Below are 17,446 nucleotides of genomic sequence, written 5' to 3'. Positions count from 1 at the left end.
ATATATATAGTTAATTTGGGAATTGCATCAACTAAAACCTTTCAATTTCAGGCTTTTTGCTCTGTATTCTACTAGACAAAAATAATTTTTCTTCGCCACATATTAGTAAACTACTAAATTTCTAAGCTTAACTTTTACGATTAAAATAAAAATACACATAACAATTAGACTAAAATATCTAATTTGCTATGTGTATTTTAATTTTCAACTATCAGTATAATTAACAACTAAACTATTATTATTCACCAACGAAAAATTCAATTCGCCTCTGTAAATTTTTAAAAGTAACTGGACAATAGGCACCAATTTCTCCATCCAGATTAACAGGAAGTTCTTTACCTATACTTTGACCAAACAACTCAATTTTTAAACTTCGTGTTTTTGTATAAATGATATCAGGATCATCTACATGCTTACCGTTTAAGGCAAGGGCCATTAGTCTTAATAATTTAACTGGATCAGATGGTTTTACCACAATTAATTGGAAAAATCCATCACCTAATTCTGCATCTGGCATTATTTGCTCAAAACCGCCGATTGTATTAGTCATCCCTAATAACAGCATCGAAAGTTTACCTTCATATACGCCATCGTCATATGTTAAGCGCAATTCATTTGTAGTCAAATGAGGTAACATCTCGGCTCCCTTTATCAAATATGCTGTATAACCTAATGCCGACTTAACTTCTGATGGTACACCATAGGTTAATTCAGTTAATGATCCACAGGCTGCAATATTAACAAAATATTGAGTATGATTTGCAAATGTTGCCTGACCAATATCCATTTTACGTGTTTTTTGTTTAAGGATTACTTTAACCGCATCTTTAATACTTTCACGCGGAATATGTAAGGCTCTAGCATAGTCATTAGTCGTGCCAGCAGGGATAATGGCCATTTGTGGTCTTTTTTCCAGAAAGGCAATCCCATTGACAACTTCATTGATTGTTCCATCCCCACCAGCCGCTACAATTAAGTCAAAGCCTGCATTTGCAGCTCGAGTAGCTTCTTTTTGCGCACTTTGCTTTTGGCGTGTTGTTCGAAATGCGCTTGCTTCATAACCTGCTTGTTCCAATACATTTAAAATGTCAGCAACATTTTTAGGCATCTGCTCGTGACCTGATACAGGATTATAAATCAATCTTGCTTTTTTAGTCATAAATTACTACCTTAATTACTCAAATTACTTTAAAATTCTCTTTAACGCTTTTGTAATTCTTGATTCAAAAGCTGATTGATAACCTTAGGATTAGCCTTACCACGTGTCTTTTTCATGATTTGACCAACCAAGTATCCAATTGCCCGATCTTTACCATTTTTAAAGTCTTCAACTGATTGCGGATTACTGTCCACTACTGCTTTAACCATTGGTTCAAGCACACTAGTATCAGATAATTGAACCATGCCCTGGTCTTCAACGTACTTCTTAGGATCAGTTCCATTAGCAATTGTCTCGGCAAAAACTTTTTTAGCAATTTTTGAAGAGATTGTACCGTTCTTAATTAGTTCAATCATTGCTGCCAAGTTCTCAGGTGTTAACTTAATATCAGCTAAAGATACACGATTATCATTTAAATAACCATTTACTTGGGTATTCATCCAGTTAGCAGCTAACTGTGGATCTGCCCCAGCTGCAACTGTCTTATCATAAAAATCAGAACTTTCTTTAGTTTGCAAAAGAACTTGGGCGTCGTAATCCTTTAAGCCAAATTCATTGACATATTGGCTGTAACGTTCTTCGGCCGAGCGTGGTAATGTCGCTGCAATTTCATCAATCCACTCTTGACTAATATGATCAGGGGCTAAATCTGGTTCTGGGAAATAGCGATAATCGGCATCGCCTTCTTTAACCCGTTCCAGAACAGTCTTACCTGTTGCTTCATCAAACCGGCGTGTCGATAATTGTACTCGACCTCCTGCCAATAAGACCTGTGCTTGCCGTTTTTCTTCATATGCCAAAGATTTACGTACATGTTCAAAAGAGTTCAGGTTCTTCATTTCAACCTTGGTTCCAAGTTCTTTTTGTCCAGCGGGACGAATAGAAATATTGGTATCAACTCGCATTGAACCTTCTTCCATCTTAACATCAGAAGCACCTGTAAACTGGACAATCTTACGTAATTTTTCAAGGTAAGCATAGCCTTCATCAGGATCTGCAATTTCTGGTTCAGAAACAACTTCCAGTAGCGGAACACCTTGCCGATTTAAATCAACATAAGAAAAGCCATTAGTCCCATGCGTATTTTTACCAGCATCTTCTTCAATATGCATTTCATGAATCCCAATCCGTTTCTTTTTACCGTGTACCTCAATTTCAACATAGCCGTCACGAGCTAAAGGTTGGTAAAATTGAGTAATCTGGTAAGCTTTGGGACTGTCAGGGTAATAATAATTCTTTCGATCAAAATGAGTATTTGGCAAAATATGTGAGCGCGTTGCTAAAGCAACCATAATCCCTAAGCGATAAACATCCTTATTTACGTAGGGTAAAACTCCAGGCATTGCCCAATCAATTACATTTGTTTCAGTATTAGGCTTAGCACCATAACTAACCGGTGAAGGTGAGAAAATCTTACTATTAGTTTTTAATTCGAAGTGTACTTCGAACCCAATTGTTGATTTAAAATTCATCTGTTAATCCCCCATTCCAGTTGGTGTCTTTTCATAAAACTTGTTAGTTTGTTCAATAAAGTCAGCTACTTGGAAAATACTTCCCTCATCAAATCGCTTAGCCATTACTTGTAACCCAACAGGCATTCCATCTACCATACCAGCTGGTACACTAGCAGATGGAATACCTGCTAAGTTAGCCGAAATGGTCAAAATGTCATTGTTATACATCTTAATTGGATCAGAAATTTCACTACCAATAGTGAAGGCCGGTGTAGTAGTTGTTGGACCAACAATTACATCATTTTCCGCAAAGATACGGTCAAAATCTTGACAAATCATGGTCCTAACCTTTGCTGCCTGTCTAAAGAAACGGTCATATGAACCTGCTGATAAAGCAAATGAGCCCAGCATAATTCGGCGCTTAACTTCTTCACCAAAACCTTCTGAACGTGATTTTACATAAACATCCAGTAGATCTTTTGTATCCTCTGCCCGATAGCCATAACGAATACCATCAAATCTTTGTAGATTTGATGAAGCTTCACTAGAAGCAATAATATAATAATCAGGAACTACATATTTAGTTAATGGTAAGGAAACCTCATTAACGACTGCTCCGGCATTTTCTAAAACAGTAATCTGCTCTTGAATTACTTCACGCATCTCACCATCAACAGCATCCATGTACTCTTTAACAACCGCTACCCGCATGCCTTTGATGTCTTTACCGATGTACTTAGTGAAGTCAGGAACTGCTCTAGTTGAAAGGGTAGAGTCATGTTCATCAGCTCCTGCAATAACATTAAGTACTTGGGCTGATGTTTTGGCCCGCTTGCTCATTACTCCAATTTCATCAAGTGAAGATGCGAAAGCAATTAAGCCCCAACGTGAAACACGCCCATAAGTTGGTTTAATACCAAAAACACCGTTAAATGCAGCTGGTTGCCGGATTGAACCACCCGTATCAGATCCAAGGGCAGCAACAACTTGTCCTGAAGCAACAGCAACCGCGGAACCACCAGAAGAACCACCTGGAACTTTGTCTAAATTCCAAGGGTTATGTGTTATACCAAAGTATGAATGTTCAGTCGATGAACCCATCGCAAATTCGTCCATATTTGTTTTCCCTACAAAAGTAGCCTGGGCAGCTTTTAAACGTTCAATAACTGTTGCATCATAGACTGGAATGTAGTTATCCAAAATATGACTAGCAGCTGTCGTTTTAACATCTTTAGTAAGAATATTATCTTTAATTGCAATTGGAATTCCAGCTAACTTATTCTTGCTAAAATCTAAATCAGCAGCAGGTTTAGCATCCTCCTGAACCGTAATCCAAGCATTTAACTTATCATCGGTCTGCTTAATATTGGCGACTGTATCTTGTGCTAATTGATCAGCTGATAAAGTCCCCTGAGCCAATTTTTCATTTAATGAGTCAATATCTTCATTTAAGTAATTCATTACTCGTCCTCATCCTTATTAATAATCACTGGAACCTTGATAAAGCCATTAGCTTGTTCAGGAACATTCCTCATTAATTCTTCGCGACTTTGCCAGTGTTCAGGCTTGTCTTCTCTAAATACTGTATCACGATCAACTACTTGGACAGTTTCTTCAACACCCTCAGTGTTAACTTCTGATAATTGATCAGCCATATTGATAATTGAACTCATTTGTTCAGTAACCTGACTAATATCATTTTTATTAATTTCCAGCCGCGATAAAACTGCGACATGCTTAATTGTCTCTTCTGTAATTTTCATACTAATACCTCCTATTCGCCACCATAAATATGAACTTGATAACTATTATCTCCCGTTTCTTTAGCAACCAGTGCCTGAATATCATTTACCGAACCAATTTTTATTTCAATTGGAACATCATTTGCCAAATATTTTTTTGCGGTTGATAAAACTAAGCGGGTGAAACTTTGAATCTGCTCGTAACCATAAAACTGGGTCGTAATTGATATGTTTTCTTGTACCAACTTGCCATCTTCATAACGCAAAGTTGCGGTTACCCCACTAATATTAGGAAAATAGTTTTGAATTGATTCTTTAAAACTATTAAAGCTTGATGCATCACTACTGTTAATTGCCTTTTTATTACCAATCGTTGGTAATACCTCAGACTGAGTAGTAATGTTTTCCCATTTAACTATTTTACTACTATTAGCAGCGACTGTCCCGCTCAAAAAGTAACTTCCTGGAACGAGTGAATCCATACTTTCTTTAGCAAAAAGACCAACCGTTATTGGAATAGTTTTTAAATTTTTTCGTTTACGTAAACGTTGCACTATTTGTTCGGCAGCATGTTGACCAAATTCTTTTTGCTTAGCCCGTGAAATTGTAGCTTGATATTGTGGTCCATCTTTAACCTTCTGATAATAATCAATTGAATTAATGGCCAGACCAATGCTTATACCGCCAATATGATAGTTTGAGCCCGAGCCAGTTAAATAGTTCTGCTCAATAATTTCTTCTAAATAATAAGGATTATAATTCTTTTTACTACCTTCAGCAGGATTAAGTCCTAATTTATTATCTTTGGATTTACGCGATAGCCATTCATTTGCATCTGTAGTAGTAATATATTGCCCTTCTTGAAAAACATAAGAATTAGTTGAATAAACTTTTTTAGAAATCTGAACGAGTCCCCGTTCGAGTTCTCTAGTGTCAACTGAATTATCATTATCTGTTGCCGTTAATCCAGAGATTGGGCTTGTCACATAACGACCATTTTTTAATAAAACTGTATAACCATTATTTCCTGTATCTGTTGTCTGATAGGTTTTGGTACTGGAATTGGATGCAGTTTTAGCATTATTAGCTAGATTGGAGTTTTTTAAATTCCCACAAGCAGTTAGAGTCAGGGATAGCCCAAGAATTGTTAAAGCATGTAAATATTTTTTCAATTTAATTATTCCTTTATTTAACTTGAGCAATTGCTTCTTCTTCAGTCAATAATTTGACGCCCAGTTTCTGTGCTTTATCGTATTTTGATCCAGCATCTTTACCATAGATAACATAGTCTGTTTTACCTGATACTGAACTAGTTACCTTAGCTCCAAGTGCTTGTAACTTTTGAGTAAATTTGCTACGGGTATATTGCACTAAAGTACCAGTCAAAACAACAGTTCTATTCTTAAAAAAGTTGTCAGGAATATTACTTGGTCCTGTCTGACCTAAGTAATTCATATTGACCCCACTTTGCTCAAGCTCAGTAACTAATTCTTTAACTTCTTCTTGAGCAAAATATGTTGTTAAGGATTCAGCAATTGTCATGCCTATTGTATCGATTGTAGCTACCTCTTGCACGTCTGCTTGCATAATCTTTGCCATATTTTTAAACTTTTGCGCTATTAGCCGTGCAGCTTTAGCTCCAACATGGTCTATTCCTAGTCCAGTTAATAGTAATTCTACAGAATTATGTTTAGAATTATTAATTGCTGCTAGCAAATTACTAATCGCCTTGTCTTTAAAATGGTCTAGCTTAGCCAAATCAGCTGCTTGCAAATGATACAAATCAGCTACGTTATGAACTAAACCATTAGTAATTAATTGTGCAACAATTTTGGGGCCTAACCCATCAATATTCATAGCTGGTCGTGAAGCAAAGTGAGTTATTCCTTCTTCAATTTGCGCTGGGCAGGAAGGGTTGACGCACCTAAGGGCAACCTCATCTGGTAAATGAATTAAATCTTCTTTACATGATGGACATTTAGTTGGAATTTCGTATAGGACAGCATCTTTGGGTCTTTTAGCTAATACAACTTGTGATATTTCAGGAATAATATCGCCTGCCTTATGCAACATGACGGTATCACCAATTCGTACATCTTTTTGTTTAAGCAAATCAACATTATGTAATACAGCATGAGAAACTGTTGTCCCGGCTATCTGTACCGGATCCATAATTGCTGTCGGGGTTACTACCCCTGTTCGACCAACTGTCCACTTAATTTCATGAACAACTGTTTCCTGCTCTTCCGGTGGAAATTTATAGGCAATCTCCCAACGCGGTATTTTAACTGTAGCTCCCAGTTCATTTTGTAAGTTCAAATCATCGACTTTAATAACAAGGCCGTCAATGCCATATAGCAAATTATCCCTTTTTGACGTATATTCATCAATAAAGGCAAAAACCTGGTCCAAATTATCCAGCTTGCGTCCAGTTTGATTTGTATGAAAGCCCAGCTCATCTAATTTAGTAATTGCTTGATGCTGACTAGTAATATTAGCTGGCGGGTTCACCCAAGTATAAATAAATGTACTTAAATTTCGCTGTTTGGTAACTTTAGCATCTAACTGACGTAATGATCCGGCGGCCGCATTTCGTGGATTAGCAAACGTTGTTTCACCTTTTTCATCTCGCTCTTGATTTAATTGCGCAAAAGCTCCTTTATCCATATAGCACTCGCCACGAACTTCAATGGTTAATTTTTCTGGTAGCTTTTGTGGAATATCGGCAATATAACGAGCATTAGCGGTCACATCTTCACCAACCAATCCATTTCCTCGTGTAGAAGCACGCTTAAGCTCCCCATCAACATATTCAAGATTAAGTGATAGACCATCAATTTTTAATTCAACATTATAGGCTACTGCATGGCCAACTTGGCGCTGAATACGAGCATCAAATTCGGTCAACTCTTCTTTAGAAAAAACATCCCCCATTGAAAGCATGGGAACTTCATGAACAACTTTTGTAAATTCACTATCAATTTCTCCACCAACTTGTTGAGTAATCGAATCTGGCGTAACAATTTGTGGGAACTGCTGCTCTAATTCCAATAACCGATTATAATTTTGGTCATATACATAATCTTCAACTTGTGGAGCATCTTTTGCATAATATGCTTGCGCCCACTCCTTTAATTGTTTTCTTAAAGAAGCTGCTTCTTTTTTGGCTTCATTTAGAGTTAGATCAGCCATTTCCTACCCCCCTGATCAAAATAATAACTTTAACTTAATTCATTATACCTTTTTAATAGGTGCAAAGGCTGCCAAAAGTCGTTTAATCCCCTTCTCTTTAAAAGCAATATCTAGTTCCATATCCTCACCAGAGCCATTGACTTTAACAACTACTCCTAGGCCCCAAGCCTTATGTTTTACTTGATCACCAACATTCCAGCCCTTTTTCTCAGCTCCCACAGCTCCAGCTGGTTTAATCTTAGGTGTATAAACTTGAGCCCGAGCACGTTCAGCCACATTCGCAAACGGAGCAGCCTGGGTTTGAAAAGAATCTGAGCCCAAAGTAGGAAAACTTGCCCCTTCAATTTTAAGATCAGCTTCATCAATTTCATCTAAAAATCTAGATGGTTGATTATTTTGGGTTCTGCCAAACATCGTTCGTGAGTATGCATTAGTTAAATACAGTTGCTGTCTTGCTCTAGTAATGCCAACATAGGCTAACCGGCGCTCTTCTTCTAACTGATCATCTTCTAACAATGCTCTTGATAATGGGAATAGCCCATCTTCCATTCCAACTAAAAAAACAACTGGAAATTCCAAACCTTTAGCAGCATGTAGTGTCATTAAAGCAACTTGCTGATCATTATTTGCTAAGTCATCTTGATCACTCAATAATGAAACTTCTGCTAAAAAGTCACTTAAGATTTCAGATTGATTATCTTGGTCATATTGATCATCAAACCGTTTAGTTACTGATAAAAATTCGTCTAAGTTTTCTAATCTGGTTTCAGCTTCAATTGTATGTTCTGCTTTAAGAGCTTCAATGTACCCGAAATCTTGCAAAATTTTTTCAGTAAGACCGGTAACGCTATGATTGCGAGAATACTCAATAGCATCTTTAAGTTTTGCACCAAAATCACTCAATTTAGCAGCTATTCTAACAGAAAGACCTGACATACCTACATGATTAAAGGATTCAAGTAAGGACAAATTACTAGTTTGAGCAAAATTAGTAAATTTTTCAATACTTACATTACCAATGCCCCGCTTTGGCGTATTAACAATTCGATTAAAACTCATAGTGTCACTTGGGTTAGATACCAGCTTTAAGTAAGCCATGACATCCATAATTTCTTTTCGATCATAAAATTTATGACCACCAACTATTTGATAGGGAATGTTTGATTTAACAAAAGCCTCTTCAACGGTTCGCGACTGGGCATTAGTTCGATACAAAATGGCAAAGTCACGATAAGAACGATTTTTATTTTCAACTTCTTCTTGAATTTTGCTGATAATAAAATGTGCTTCATCTTCGCCACTTTGAGCTCGATAATATGTAATTTTTTCACCCTCTCCTTGATCCGTCCATAACTTTTTAGCTTTACGGTTACGATTATTTTTGATAACTGCGTTAGCTGCTGCCAATATATGACCAGTCGAGCGATAATTTTGTTCTAATTTAATAGTTTGTACGCCATCATTTTGGTAATCATGTTCAAAGTTCATGATATTTTCCAAATTTGCACCACGCCAACCATAAATAGATTGATCTGCGTCTCCAACTACACAAATATTCTTATGCTGAGCTGCTAGTTGATGGCACAATTCGTATTGCGCTTGGTTGGTATCTTGATATTCATCAACTAATAAATAATGAAACTTAGCTTGATAGTAATGTAAAACTGTAGCATCCGTTTTAAACAACACTAAAGTTTGCATAATCAAATCATCAAAATCCATTATTTGATCATGTTTTAAGCGTTTCTGGTATTCTTGATAAATTTGTGCAGTTATCTTCTCAAAGGGCATTGAACTGCTGGCTTTTAATGCATCAGGCGTTAGTAGCGCATTTTTGGCATTAGAGATAGCTGATAAAACACGACGTGGTTCATACATTTTAGGATTAATATTTAGTTCTTTTTCGATATGCTTAATTAAGGTTAGCTGTTCAGCTGCATCTGCAATCGAAAAATTTTGGCTATAACCAATTTTTTCAGCATCACGCCGTAAGATCCTCACACACAATGCATGAAAAGTTGACATCCATATACTCTCTGCTGGTGAACCAAGCAACTCCCGTTCCCGTTCACGCATTTCTGCGGCTGCTTTATTAGTAAAAGTAATCGCCAAAATATTCCAGGGTAAAATTCCTTTTTCATTAACAAGATATGCAATCCGTCTAGTTAAAACTGAGGTTTTTCCAGAACCTGCTCCAGCAACCACTAAAAGCGGTCCCTCAGTCGTTTTAACAGCTTGCTTTTGCTGCGGATTTAAGCCCGCTAAAATAGATTCTTCGCTCATTCTAATTCCCTTCGTCTGATTTTTGATAGCTATCTTATTGTACCAAAAATGTTATATAAATTTGGCATGGTTTGTTTCTTACTTGTCAAATCGATCAAGTTGATACTGCTGGATTATTTTAATTAATTTATCTGCATAATTTGGATCAGTAGCATAGCCATCTTTGACTAAAGCATGGGCTTGCGTTTGATAGTCTTTGGCCGCAAGAACATGCTGATATTGATTTTTATTCCAACTAGTACCTCGTTGAAAAAGTCGAGCATGAGCCCGAATCGATGCTTCATAGGAATCATAAATTTGAAAACGTGCTTTTACTAAAACCCATTTCCCTTTTTCAAATTCCTTAGTCGTTAAAATTGCCGACGTGTTAGGGTTAGAACCTTTTACCCCAAATAAGTTATTGTATTTTTGCGATAAACTACTTTTACCGTAGTTGCTTTCCAAACATGCTTGGGCAATCGTAATACTAGGTAAAAGTTCATATGATTTGTCAACTTCTTGAGCAACTGGACCAATCTCATTAATAAAAGCTTTGTGCTGCTTAATAATCTTTTGTCTAGCTGCTTCCCGTGCAATTTGTTGTTGTCTGATTTTTTCTGTTTCAATTGCTTGACGACGATAGTATCTAAAACTGACGAAAGCAATTATTAATACAAACAAAATGACAAACGTTTCTATAATAATTAGCCAGTTAGATTGTTTTTTACCCCTGCGTTTTTTTGCCATAAAAAAGTCCTTACTTAAAATAGTTGTTACAATAAGTATACCTTCTCGCACGTTAAAATTATGGAATGTAATTAATTTTTAAAATAAAAAAAGATAATTAATATTTAAAAATACCCCATAAAAGTTAGATATCAATTTAACAATTACAGAGTATTTCACATTTTTATTTGAATTTTATTTTTAAACAAAAAAATGGAGTTGCTACTCCATTACAAATGATGCGGGCAAGAAGACTCGAACTTCCACGATCTAAAAACGATCACAAGATCCTTAGTCTTGCGCGTCTGCCAATTCCGCCATGCCCGCAAGTACAGTAATTAGTATACTGTAAAATCAAATTCAGTTCAATACTTTCCTGCGCTTTTTATTAACTTATTTGCCCGTTTATCTTTTTATAATCAATTACTTGTACCTATCATGACCTAAATCACTTGTAAAAGTAGTCATAGCTGAACTCATTATTTGAAAACGAAAAAGGGTTTTTCAAACTTGAAAAACCCTTACTTAATTATCTTTCTTCTTCATCATTATGCCAAAATCGGTGCCAAAAATCTGCGTTATACTCTGGCATTTCATTAAATTGACAATACCTTCTGTTCTTATCATGCTTAAAATCTTGATAATTTGCAAAATGATTCCACTTTTGCATTCTCCGACACATATTATTACTTTCTGCTCGTGATAAGTTATGTTGGGCAGCATATTTACGCCACTGGGAAATTGCTTTCATCCGAAATGCTGGATCAACAAATTTTTGCGCTTGTTGTTTTAGATTCTCATCCCAGCCATCAGCAATCTTTTCTAAATACTGACCAAATTCTTGTTGCTCATTCTCACTTAAGCCGGCAAAGAAAGGGGCAGTGTCTTGCGCCCTTTCGAGTTCTTTCAGTCGACCTGCTTCCGCTTTTCCCTCACTAGTTAGAAAAACTCGTTTTACCCGTTTGTCTTGGTTATCCGTTTCACGCTTAATATAACCCTTTACCTCCATCTTTTTCAATAATTCAGCCAATGAGCCCGGTTGCAGTGCCAAAACTTCTGCCAAATAATTTTGGGTTAAACCATCTTCTAATTTTAAAACCGCCAACACTCGTTTTTGACCTGAAATTGGCTGCTTATTCTCAAACATAAAGTAGCGACTAGCCCGCATAATAAAGTATAATTTTTTCATTAAGTTATCACTTGTTTGACTCATAATAAAAGCTCCTTACCTTACTAATTTTATTTTTGTTAGGTACCTAAATTTATACTTAGATTATAGTTTCGTACCTAACGTTTTGTCAAACAAAAACTGCAAAAATTTAACAACTTTTGCAGCTTTATTTTTTAGGTATCATTTTTATTAACTTAAGGTGCCCACGACATTTACTACAGCCATACTTGGCAATATTAATTGGACGTACTCGAGCATACTTTTGTTTACAAAATTCACACTGATATAAATAGCTAACTGGCTGGTGTCGTCGTAAGCCAATATCGGGGGCATACCGCAACCCACCTACTTGTTTGAGTAAGGTCTTAAATTCCCAATCAGAGTGACGATAACCCAATTTAGCTAAATGTAAATGGTAATGCACCAATTCGTGCTTAATAATTCCCACTAATTCATGTTTGTATTGTGGTGCTAAAAAGTGACGATTAATTTCCAAATGATGATCACTTAAGTGATAACGTCCCCCAGTGGTTGTCATTCGCCGATTAATTTTAACTTGATGTTTAAACTTGCGCCCAAAATACTTAATTGATAGCAATTCAACTAATTTTTGTAGTTCTTGTTCATTCATTGCTATTTTAATATTTTCGCATACAGAGCAGCTTCTTTCTTAGTCTTTATTCTAACTTTAAGCGCTGTTACTAATTTTCTTTTTAAGGGTTTTTCGCCTTCCATCCACGTTCCAGTAAAAACATGAATTGTCTTCGATTTAGCAGACGGATTGCATAAAATTCCATCCGGATAAACATGAATCTTTTCTTTTAAAACTTGCTCTTGATTATTAGCTTTCGCCCCATACTTCTTTTTCAAAATATTTGAAACAGATAGGGTATTGACACCGGCTAATTGGTCTTTGGCATCAAAAGTAAAATCACGCCCGTCATAATAAGCTAGCATATCTTTAAGTAATGGATGATGGGGTTCAGCCCCAAAAACAGCAGTAAAAGGATTATCCTTATTTTCAAAGCCAACAAAAGCACGATTATTTAATAGTGCGGTTAAGTCATCTAAAACTAAAACATCAGTGTCTAAATATATGCCCCCCTGCTCATAAATAGCTTTTGCCCGAATATAGTCAGAAACAAACGCCCACTTTTGTGCTTTATAGGCTTGGGCAACATATTCATTTTCATGAACATTGAAATTTTGTTCATTCCACTCAATAATTTGATAATCTCCTAAGTGCTTACGCCATGTTTTCATGCAACGCTGGATGTTTTTAGGTTTCGGTTTCCCACCGACCCAGACATAGTGAATAATTTTGGGAATCATTTTAACCTCACTTAAAAAATTTTTTAAATAACATAATTAAATCTTGATTAAAGTCAAGCCGTAAAAGAAACATCAGGGCAATGTATAAGATAAACATAATAATCGATTTCATTGCCATGTTGAAGAAAGCTGATGAAACTAGCTGTGGTAGTAGCATACCTACTACTAAGACAATCCCGGCAATTAAGAAATATTTTGGAACTTCTTGAAATGAATATTTAAAGTCGTAGCCATCACGCACAATTAGCAAGCGTAAGATTAAAACGATTAATTCGGTTGTTAAAATTGCAAGCATTGCGCCAGTTGCCCCGTATAATTGATCCAAAAAATAACTTAAAACCACTTCTAAAATGGCTCCTACAATAACTGGAATAGCATAATCTCGATCACGGTGATTGGCTAAAGCGAACTGATTGGCAAACACGCCGCCCATCGGAATCATGATAATTGTCAGGGCAAAGAAAAACATTAATGGGGTCATTGGGATAAACTTGGCGCCAAAAAAGAACGGAACAAATTCCTTAGTATTGGCCATAATGATCACCGCAAACATTGTTCCTAGCATCACTGTTGCATCCAATGACTTTTTTAGAATTATTCGTTGCTGCTTTTGCCCTTCACCAGCCATTTTAGGCATAATTACCAAGGAAATACTAGTAACAATTCCTAAAACCATATTAGAAATGCGCTGCGAATTATCATAAAAAGCAACTTGGGTAGAATTTTGAAAAAGACCTAAAATTGGCTTATCCAGGGAGGTATAAATTTGGGTGGCAATTTGGGGAATTAATAACGTAATGATAGCTTTAATAGTTGTGTCAAATTGATAAAAATGCTTAACTGGTCCACCAATATAGCGATGAATATCAAACCAAAAAACAAGCGATCCCAATAAAGTCGAAACCGACATAATTAACATGTATTTCCATAAATCACTTGGTTCTTTAACCCAGACTAAAATTAAAATAACTGAAACTAACTTGACAGCCGTGTTTTTCAAAACAACACGCCCAAATTCAGCTAGTCCTTGAAAAAACCACGAAATATCAACTTGGGCAGAAATCAAATATGGTATCATCAGTAATAAATAATTTCCATATTTAATTCGATAATAGCCAACTACAACCAATAAAATTATAATTGTAGCTGCCCCAGCAATTGCTTGAAAATACCACAAGCCCCAAAAAACTTTAGTCAGTTCTTGCTGGTTACCATGGGAACGAGTTTGGGAAATTGTTCGCATTCCAATATAAGAGACTGACAGGGTACAAAATATCATTAAAAATTGCACTATATTATTTACATTACTGTAAATTCCATAAGTATGGGGGCCTAATATCCGTGAAAGATACGGCACGGTTATCAATGGCACTAAAACTAAAAAAATTTGATAAACAGCATTATATAAAATATTTAAAAAAGTTCTTTTCACAATTTCCCCTTTAATAGTTTGTTGACATTAAAGTAAAAATATCATCACAACATGAATGACCTTGAACTTGATTAGTCAAATCTAGCCAATACTGTCGCTTTGACTGATATTCATCCGAATTGGTTAAAGCAACAAGTAGTTCCTGTTGGTTTTTTACACAAATTCCAGGCACAACTTGTTCATATGGACTCAGCAGCAAACCGCGTGTATTTTCATATTTAGTCAAATAATTCGTGAGAAAGATAATTGGCTGATCCAAATTTAGATAATCAAAATAAATTGATGAAAAATCAGTAATTAGGAAATTAGTAGCACCTAATAATTCATATAAATCATAATCATGTTCAAACAAATAATCATTATTTAGAAAAGCAATATTAGAAAACTGACTAGTCAAGTGTTCAAAAAAACTCATTTCATAGGGATGCAATTTAACCACTAAATACTGATGTTGTTTTTTCAAAGCACAATTAAGCTGTTCTACATCAAAATCTGGTAAGGTCAAAAAGTTACCAGCCTTAATTTGGTCTAAGACTTGGCTATCTTGCATTTCATAGCGAAAAGTTGGCAGATAAATCCCAATTTGAGCTTGATCATCAACAATTTTAAATAAGTCATGTAACAATTGGGATTGAGAAATTGTCGGGGACTTTAAAGAGTCAAGGCGGGGAAAACCAACTTTCTGATACTTGTCATTTTCAATTGCACAGCACGCACTCATCAGGCTTTCATAAAGATCAGAGCTAGAAGTAACAATATCGGCATTTTTTTGCCATAAATATTGGTTACGCAAGTCCGTTTTTCGATTAGTATTATTGGCCATAATTCCCATTCGCTTGAGGGGAATTCCGTGCCAAAATTGAATATTAATTTGTTTCTTATGAATTTTAAACGGCTGGTGCGTTGTTACTACATACTTAGCTGCACCAATTTCGCGCCAAATTGCAAAAGATAAGTGTGAAGAAGGCCATGGTTCGACCAAAGTTACTTTATATTCTGAATGTGCTTCTTTCATATATTTACCAAACAAATAACCATTCGAACCTGAACGGCCAGCACCATTTAGAATTACAATTTTATTATCTTGTATCTTAGTAAACCGAGCGCCAAATTTCATTAGGCTCAAATATAAACGAAACAGAAAATTCTTCATTAGCCAATCTTTCTATTTTCCAAGCGTACCCAAAAGATAGCGAATCTTTCAAGTTTTTTTACTTACATTGCAAACTTTTTAGTAAATTAATATTGCGCTAACAAACTCTATTAGTAATAGTATAGATTAAATAAAGTACTGCTACACTATTTTAAAATTATTCTTAAATCTTTTAAATTTTTGATTTCTATTCAAAGTTTAAGTAACAAAATTCTCCTTAAAAGTCTACCTTTTTAAAGCACAAATTGCTTAAGTTTTAGTACTTCTTTAATTAATATTAATTGGATAATTGGGACACCTTTATTTTCAGTAGCTGTCCTTAAACTATACCTAAATTTTAAAAATTTCACTAATGTTCAATCTTTTTTACCACTTAACTTGATAAACTCGACTCCGTGTTGTCACCCCAGCACCATTATGATAAGAAATCGTTAAATATAGATTATTTTCTGAAATCACTTGAATATTCTCCAACTCCGTTGCATAGCCTAAAATATCAATATTCGCTTGATCAAAGTCAAGAATTTGCCATCCTTGATCATTAGATGAGCCCCATGTGCCCCATGGCATTTTAATAATCCGCCGTGGTTTTTGGCTTAAATTACCTTGGCTAGGCGCGAATTCGCTAGAAATATACACATTTCTTTTTTCATCAAGAGCAAATCCTTGTAAAGAACCAATTTTATCAGCAGTTGTAATATGGTTAATATAAAATTCGCTCAAATATGGTAATTCGTCAAGATTAACATAGCCAGTACCCACTTTATCAAGAGCTGCATTAATTACAGCTAAATCATATAGAATAAAATAACCGTTATTTCCCTTTGACAGAGTAGCAGTTTGCTGATCAACAGTAACTAACATTAACAATTTACCTGCCGGCGAAATAGCCGCATCAAATCTAAGTAAATCATTTCCCCGAAAAGGTAAATAAGTATCCACCCCCTGATGCTCTACAACCCGCAATCCACGTCCAGCTCGGTTAAGATAAGCCAAACGAGCAAATTCGGTATTGCTTGTATGGGCACTTCTAGATGGAATTGTGACGCGGGCTAATTGCGTTGACCAATTAAAGTGATTTTTTTTCGTACCAATAAACCACATATTTGGCTGATTAGCCAAATCAAGTGTCTGCGTATGACCACCCGCCATTTGAGAAGCATTAAAAACTTGCTTAAAAAGAGGATAGCGTCTTTTTCTAGCCCGATAAACATAATTATGAGGATCTTGTTGGTTATTGTATTGCAAAGCATACAAATTCTGGCCAACAATGCTTACTTTTTGAATGACATTATTATGTAACCCTTGTAATTTATTAAAAATTTCACTAACAAGAGTTAAAGCAAAGTCTGATTGCTTCAGTATCATAAGGACCTCTTTTTTTAAAATGTCAAAACCGCTGACAAAATGCCAGCGGTTTGAATAACTTTTTATTTCAATAAGCGTTTAAACTTACGGGAATTCTTTAGGGCCTATCATAATAACTAGCAGTACTAGATCGAGTAAGTGACTCTAGTTATTACCAACCCACGGATAGATTTAATTCATCATTCGTAAATATAACAAACAAGGGCCTTACTTCCTGCTGAAAGTGTTATCAGCTTCTTCTTTAGCAGCTTGATTAGTCTTAGCCATGTAAGTATATCTTTGGCCACTCCCACAGGTGAATCAAGACACCCCCTAAGGTGCTTTTTTAAGCTTGCATTCATCGAAATTAAAACTAATAGTTGGTCGTATAAATTCTGACTAGCTGTCATTAATTCAGTTTTATTAGTTGGACGCATTCCAAAATACTCCCATTGACTTACTAAAAATCAGTTTCA

Annotated in this window: 15 protein-coding genes and 1 tRNA gene; all 16 read right to left on the bottom strand. The window is 35.6% G+C overall.

Going from position 1 to position 17,446, the window contains the following annotated elements; all coding sequences use genetic code 11:
* Positions 1-238: 238 nt before the first annotated feature.
* Entirely contained in the window at positions 239-1,159 is a 921-nt protein-coding gene (locus F5ESL0237_RS01945) for a diacylglycerol kinase family lipid kinase (protein WP_090093470.1), read from the bottom strand.
* A 41-nt stretch (positions 1,160-1,200) separates the two neighbouring features.
* Positions 1,201-2,631 (bottom strand): Asp-tRNA(Asn)/Glu-tRNA(Gln) amidotransferase subunit GatB, encoded by a 1,431-nt coding sequence (gene gatB, locus F5ESL0237_RS01940; protein WP_122024479.1) that lies wholly within the window; start codon positions 2,629-2,631, stop codon positions 1,201-1,203.
* 3 nt (positions 2,632-2,634) lie between these two features.
* The gene (gene gatA, locus F5ESL0237_RS01935) at positions 2,635-4,074 is read right to left on the bottom strand and encodes an Asp-tRNA(Asn)/Glu-tRNA(Gln) amidotransferase subunit GatA (protein ID WP_122024478.1); all 1,440 of its coding nucleotides are present in this window, start codon (positions 4,072-4,074) and stop codon (positions 2,635-2,637) included.
* The gene (gene gatC, locus F5ESL0237_RS01930) at positions 4,074-4,376 is read right to left on the bottom strand and encodes an Asp-tRNA(Asn)/Glu-tRNA(Gln) amidotransferase subunit GatC (RefSeq protein WP_122021383.1); all 303 of its coding nucleotides are present in this window, start codon (positions 4,374-4,376) and stop codon (positions 4,074-4,076) included. The genes gatA and gatC overlap by 1 nt, the downstream gene beginning before the upstream one ends.
* A gap of 11 nt (positions 4,377-4,387) precedes the next feature.
* Positions 4,388-5,527 carry a CamS family sex pheromone protein gene (locus tag F5ESL0237_RS01925; RefSeq protein ID WP_122024595.1) on the bottom strand — a complete coding sequence of 380 codons (1,140 nt, stop codon included), beginning with the start codon at positions 5,525-5,527 and terminating at the stop codon, positions 4,388-4,390.
* A 13-nt stretch (positions 5,528-5,540) separates the two neighbouring features.
* Positions 5,541-7,547, bottom strand: a complete 2,007-nt coding sequence (gene ligA, locus F5ESL0237_RS01920) for an NAD-dependent DNA ligase LigA (protein ID WP_122024477.1) — start codon at positions 7,545-7,547, stop codon at positions 5,541-5,543.
* A gap of 42 nt (positions 7,548-7,589) precedes the next feature.
* Entirely contained in the window at positions 7,590-9,830 is a 2,241-nt protein-coding gene (pcrA, locus tag F5ESL0237_RS01915) for a DNA helicase PcrA (protein ID WP_122024476.1), read from the bottom strand.
* A gap of 78 nt (positions 9,831-9,908) precedes the next feature.
* Complete coding sequence (locus F5ESL0237_RS01910) at positions 9,909-10,556, bottom strand: glycoside hydrolase family 73 protein (protein ID WP_122024475.1); 648 nt, start codon at positions 10,554-10,556, stop codon at positions 9,909-9,911.
* 219 nt (positions 10,557-10,775) lie between these two features.
* Positions 10,776-10,862, bottom strand: a tRNA-Leu gene (locus tag F5ESL0237_RS01905).
* A gap of 202 nt (positions 10,863-11,064) precedes the next feature.
* Positions 11,065-11,748 (bottom strand): MarR family winged helix-turn-helix transcriptional regulator, encoded by a 684-nt coding sequence (locus F5ESL0237_RS01900; RefSeq protein WP_122021379.1) that lies wholly within the window; start codon positions 11,746-11,748, stop codon positions 11,065-11,067.
* 124 nt (positions 11,749-11,872) lie between these two features.
* On the bottom strand, positions 11,873-12,337 hold the full coding sequence (locus F5ESL0237_RS01895) for a SprT family protein (RefSeq protein ID WP_122021378.1): 465 nt from the start codon (positions 12,335-12,337) through the stop codon (positions 11,873-11,875).
* 2 nt (positions 12,338-12,339) lie between these two features.
* Positions 12,340-13,038: a glycosyltransferase family 32 protein gene (locus F5ESL0237_RS01890; protein WP_122024474.1), complete on the bottom strand. Its 699-nt coding sequence runs from the start codon at positions 13,036-13,038 to the stop codon at positions 12,340-12,342.
* Positions 13,039-13,045: 7 nt separating this feature from the next.
* On the bottom strand, positions 13,046-14,470 hold the full coding sequence (locus tag F5ESL0237_RS01885; RefSeq protein ID WP_122024473.1) for an oligosaccharide flippase family protein: 1,425 nt from the start codon (positions 14,468-14,470) through the stop codon (positions 13,046-13,048).
* Positions 14,471-14,480: 10 nt separating this feature from the next.
* On the bottom strand, positions 14,481-15,623 hold the full coding sequence (locus tag F5ESL0237_RS01880; protein ID WP_122024472.1) for a CDP-glycerol glycerophosphotransferase family protein: 1,143 nt from the start codon (positions 15,621-15,623) through the stop codon (positions 14,481-14,483).
* A 366-nt stretch (positions 15,624-15,989) separates the two neighbouring features.
* Complete coding sequence (locus F5ESL0237_RS01875; protein WP_122024471.1) at positions 15,990-16,991, bottom strand: helveticin J family class III bacteriocin; 1,002 nt, start codon at positions 16,989-16,991, stop codon at positions 15,990-15,992.
* Positions 16,992-17,170: 179 nt separating this feature from the next.
* The gene (locus F5ESL0237_RS01870; RefSeq protein WP_122024470.1) at positions 17,171-17,407 is read right to left on the bottom strand and encodes a hypothetical protein; all 237 of its coding nucleotides are present in this window, start codon (positions 17,405-17,407) and stop codon (positions 17,171-17,173) included.
* Positions 17,408-17,446 lie beyond the last annotated feature (39 nt).

It is taken from the genome of Lactobacillus sp. ESL0237 (genome assembly GCF_003692985.1).
Classification (GTDB): Bacteria; Bacillota; Bacilli; order Lactobacillales; family Lactobacillaceae; genus Lactobacillus; species Lactobacillus bombicola.
This window is presented reverse-complemented; position numbering and strand designations above follow the sequence as displayed.

What these genes read in the sequence shown, in the direction of transcription:
- ligA (WP_122024477.1), bottom strand. Translation starts at nt 7,547, where the DNA reads ATGGCTGATCTAACTCTAAATGAAGCCAAAAAAGAAGCAGCTTCTTTA.
- F5ESL0237_RS01945 (WP_090093470.1), bottom strand. Translation starts at nt 1,159, where the DNA reads ATGACTAAAAAAGCAAGATTGATTTATAATCCTGTATCAGGTCACGAG.
- pcrA (WP_122024476.1), bottom strand. Translation starts at nt 9,830, where the DNA reads ATGAGCGAAGAATCTATTTTAGCGGGCTTAAATCCGCAGCAAAAGCAA.
- gatB (WP_122024479.1), bottom strand. Translation starts at nt 2,631, where the DNA reads ATGAATTTTAAATCAACAATTGGGTTCGAAGTACACTTCGAATTAAAA.
- F5ESL0237_RS01900 (WP_122021379.1), bottom strand. Translation starts at nt 11,748, where the DNA reads ATGAGTCAAACAAGTGATAACTTAATGAAAAAATTATACTTTATTATG.
- gatA (WP_122024478.1), bottom strand. Translation starts at nt 4,074, where the DNA reads ATGAATTACTTAAATGAAGATATTGACTCATTAAATGAAAAATTGGCT.
- F5ESL0237_RS01890 (WP_122024474.1), bottom strand. Translation starts at nt 13,038, where the DNA reads ATGATTCCCAAAATTATTCACTATGTCTGGGTCGGTGGGAAACCGAAA.
- F5ESL0237_RS01870 (WP_122024470.1), bottom strand. Translation starts at nt 17,407, where the DNA reads ATGCGTCCAACTAATAAAACTGAATTAATGACAGCTAGTCAGAATTTA.
- gatC (WP_122021383.1), bottom strand. Translation starts at nt 4,376, where the DNA reads ATGAAAATTACAGAAGAGACAATTAAGCATGTCGCAGTTTTATCGCGG.
- F5ESL0237_RS01910 (WP_122024475.1), bottom strand. Translation starts at nt 10,556, where the DNA reads ATGGCAAAAAAACGCAGGGGTAAAAAACAATCTAACTGGCTAATTATT.
- F5ESL0237_RS01875 (WP_122024471.1), bottom strand. Translation starts at nt 16,991, where the DNA reads ATGATACTGAAGCAATCAGACTTTGCTTTAACTCTTGTTAGTGAAATT.
- F5ESL0237_RS01880 (WP_122024472.1), bottom strand. Translation starts at nt 15,623, where the DNA reads ATGAAGAATTTTCTGTTTCGTTTATATTTGAGCCTAATGAAATTTGGC.
- F5ESL0237_RS01895 (WP_122021378.1), bottom strand. Translation starts at nt 12,337, where the DNA reads ATGAATGAACAAGAACTACAAAAATTAGTTGAATTGCTATCAATTAAG.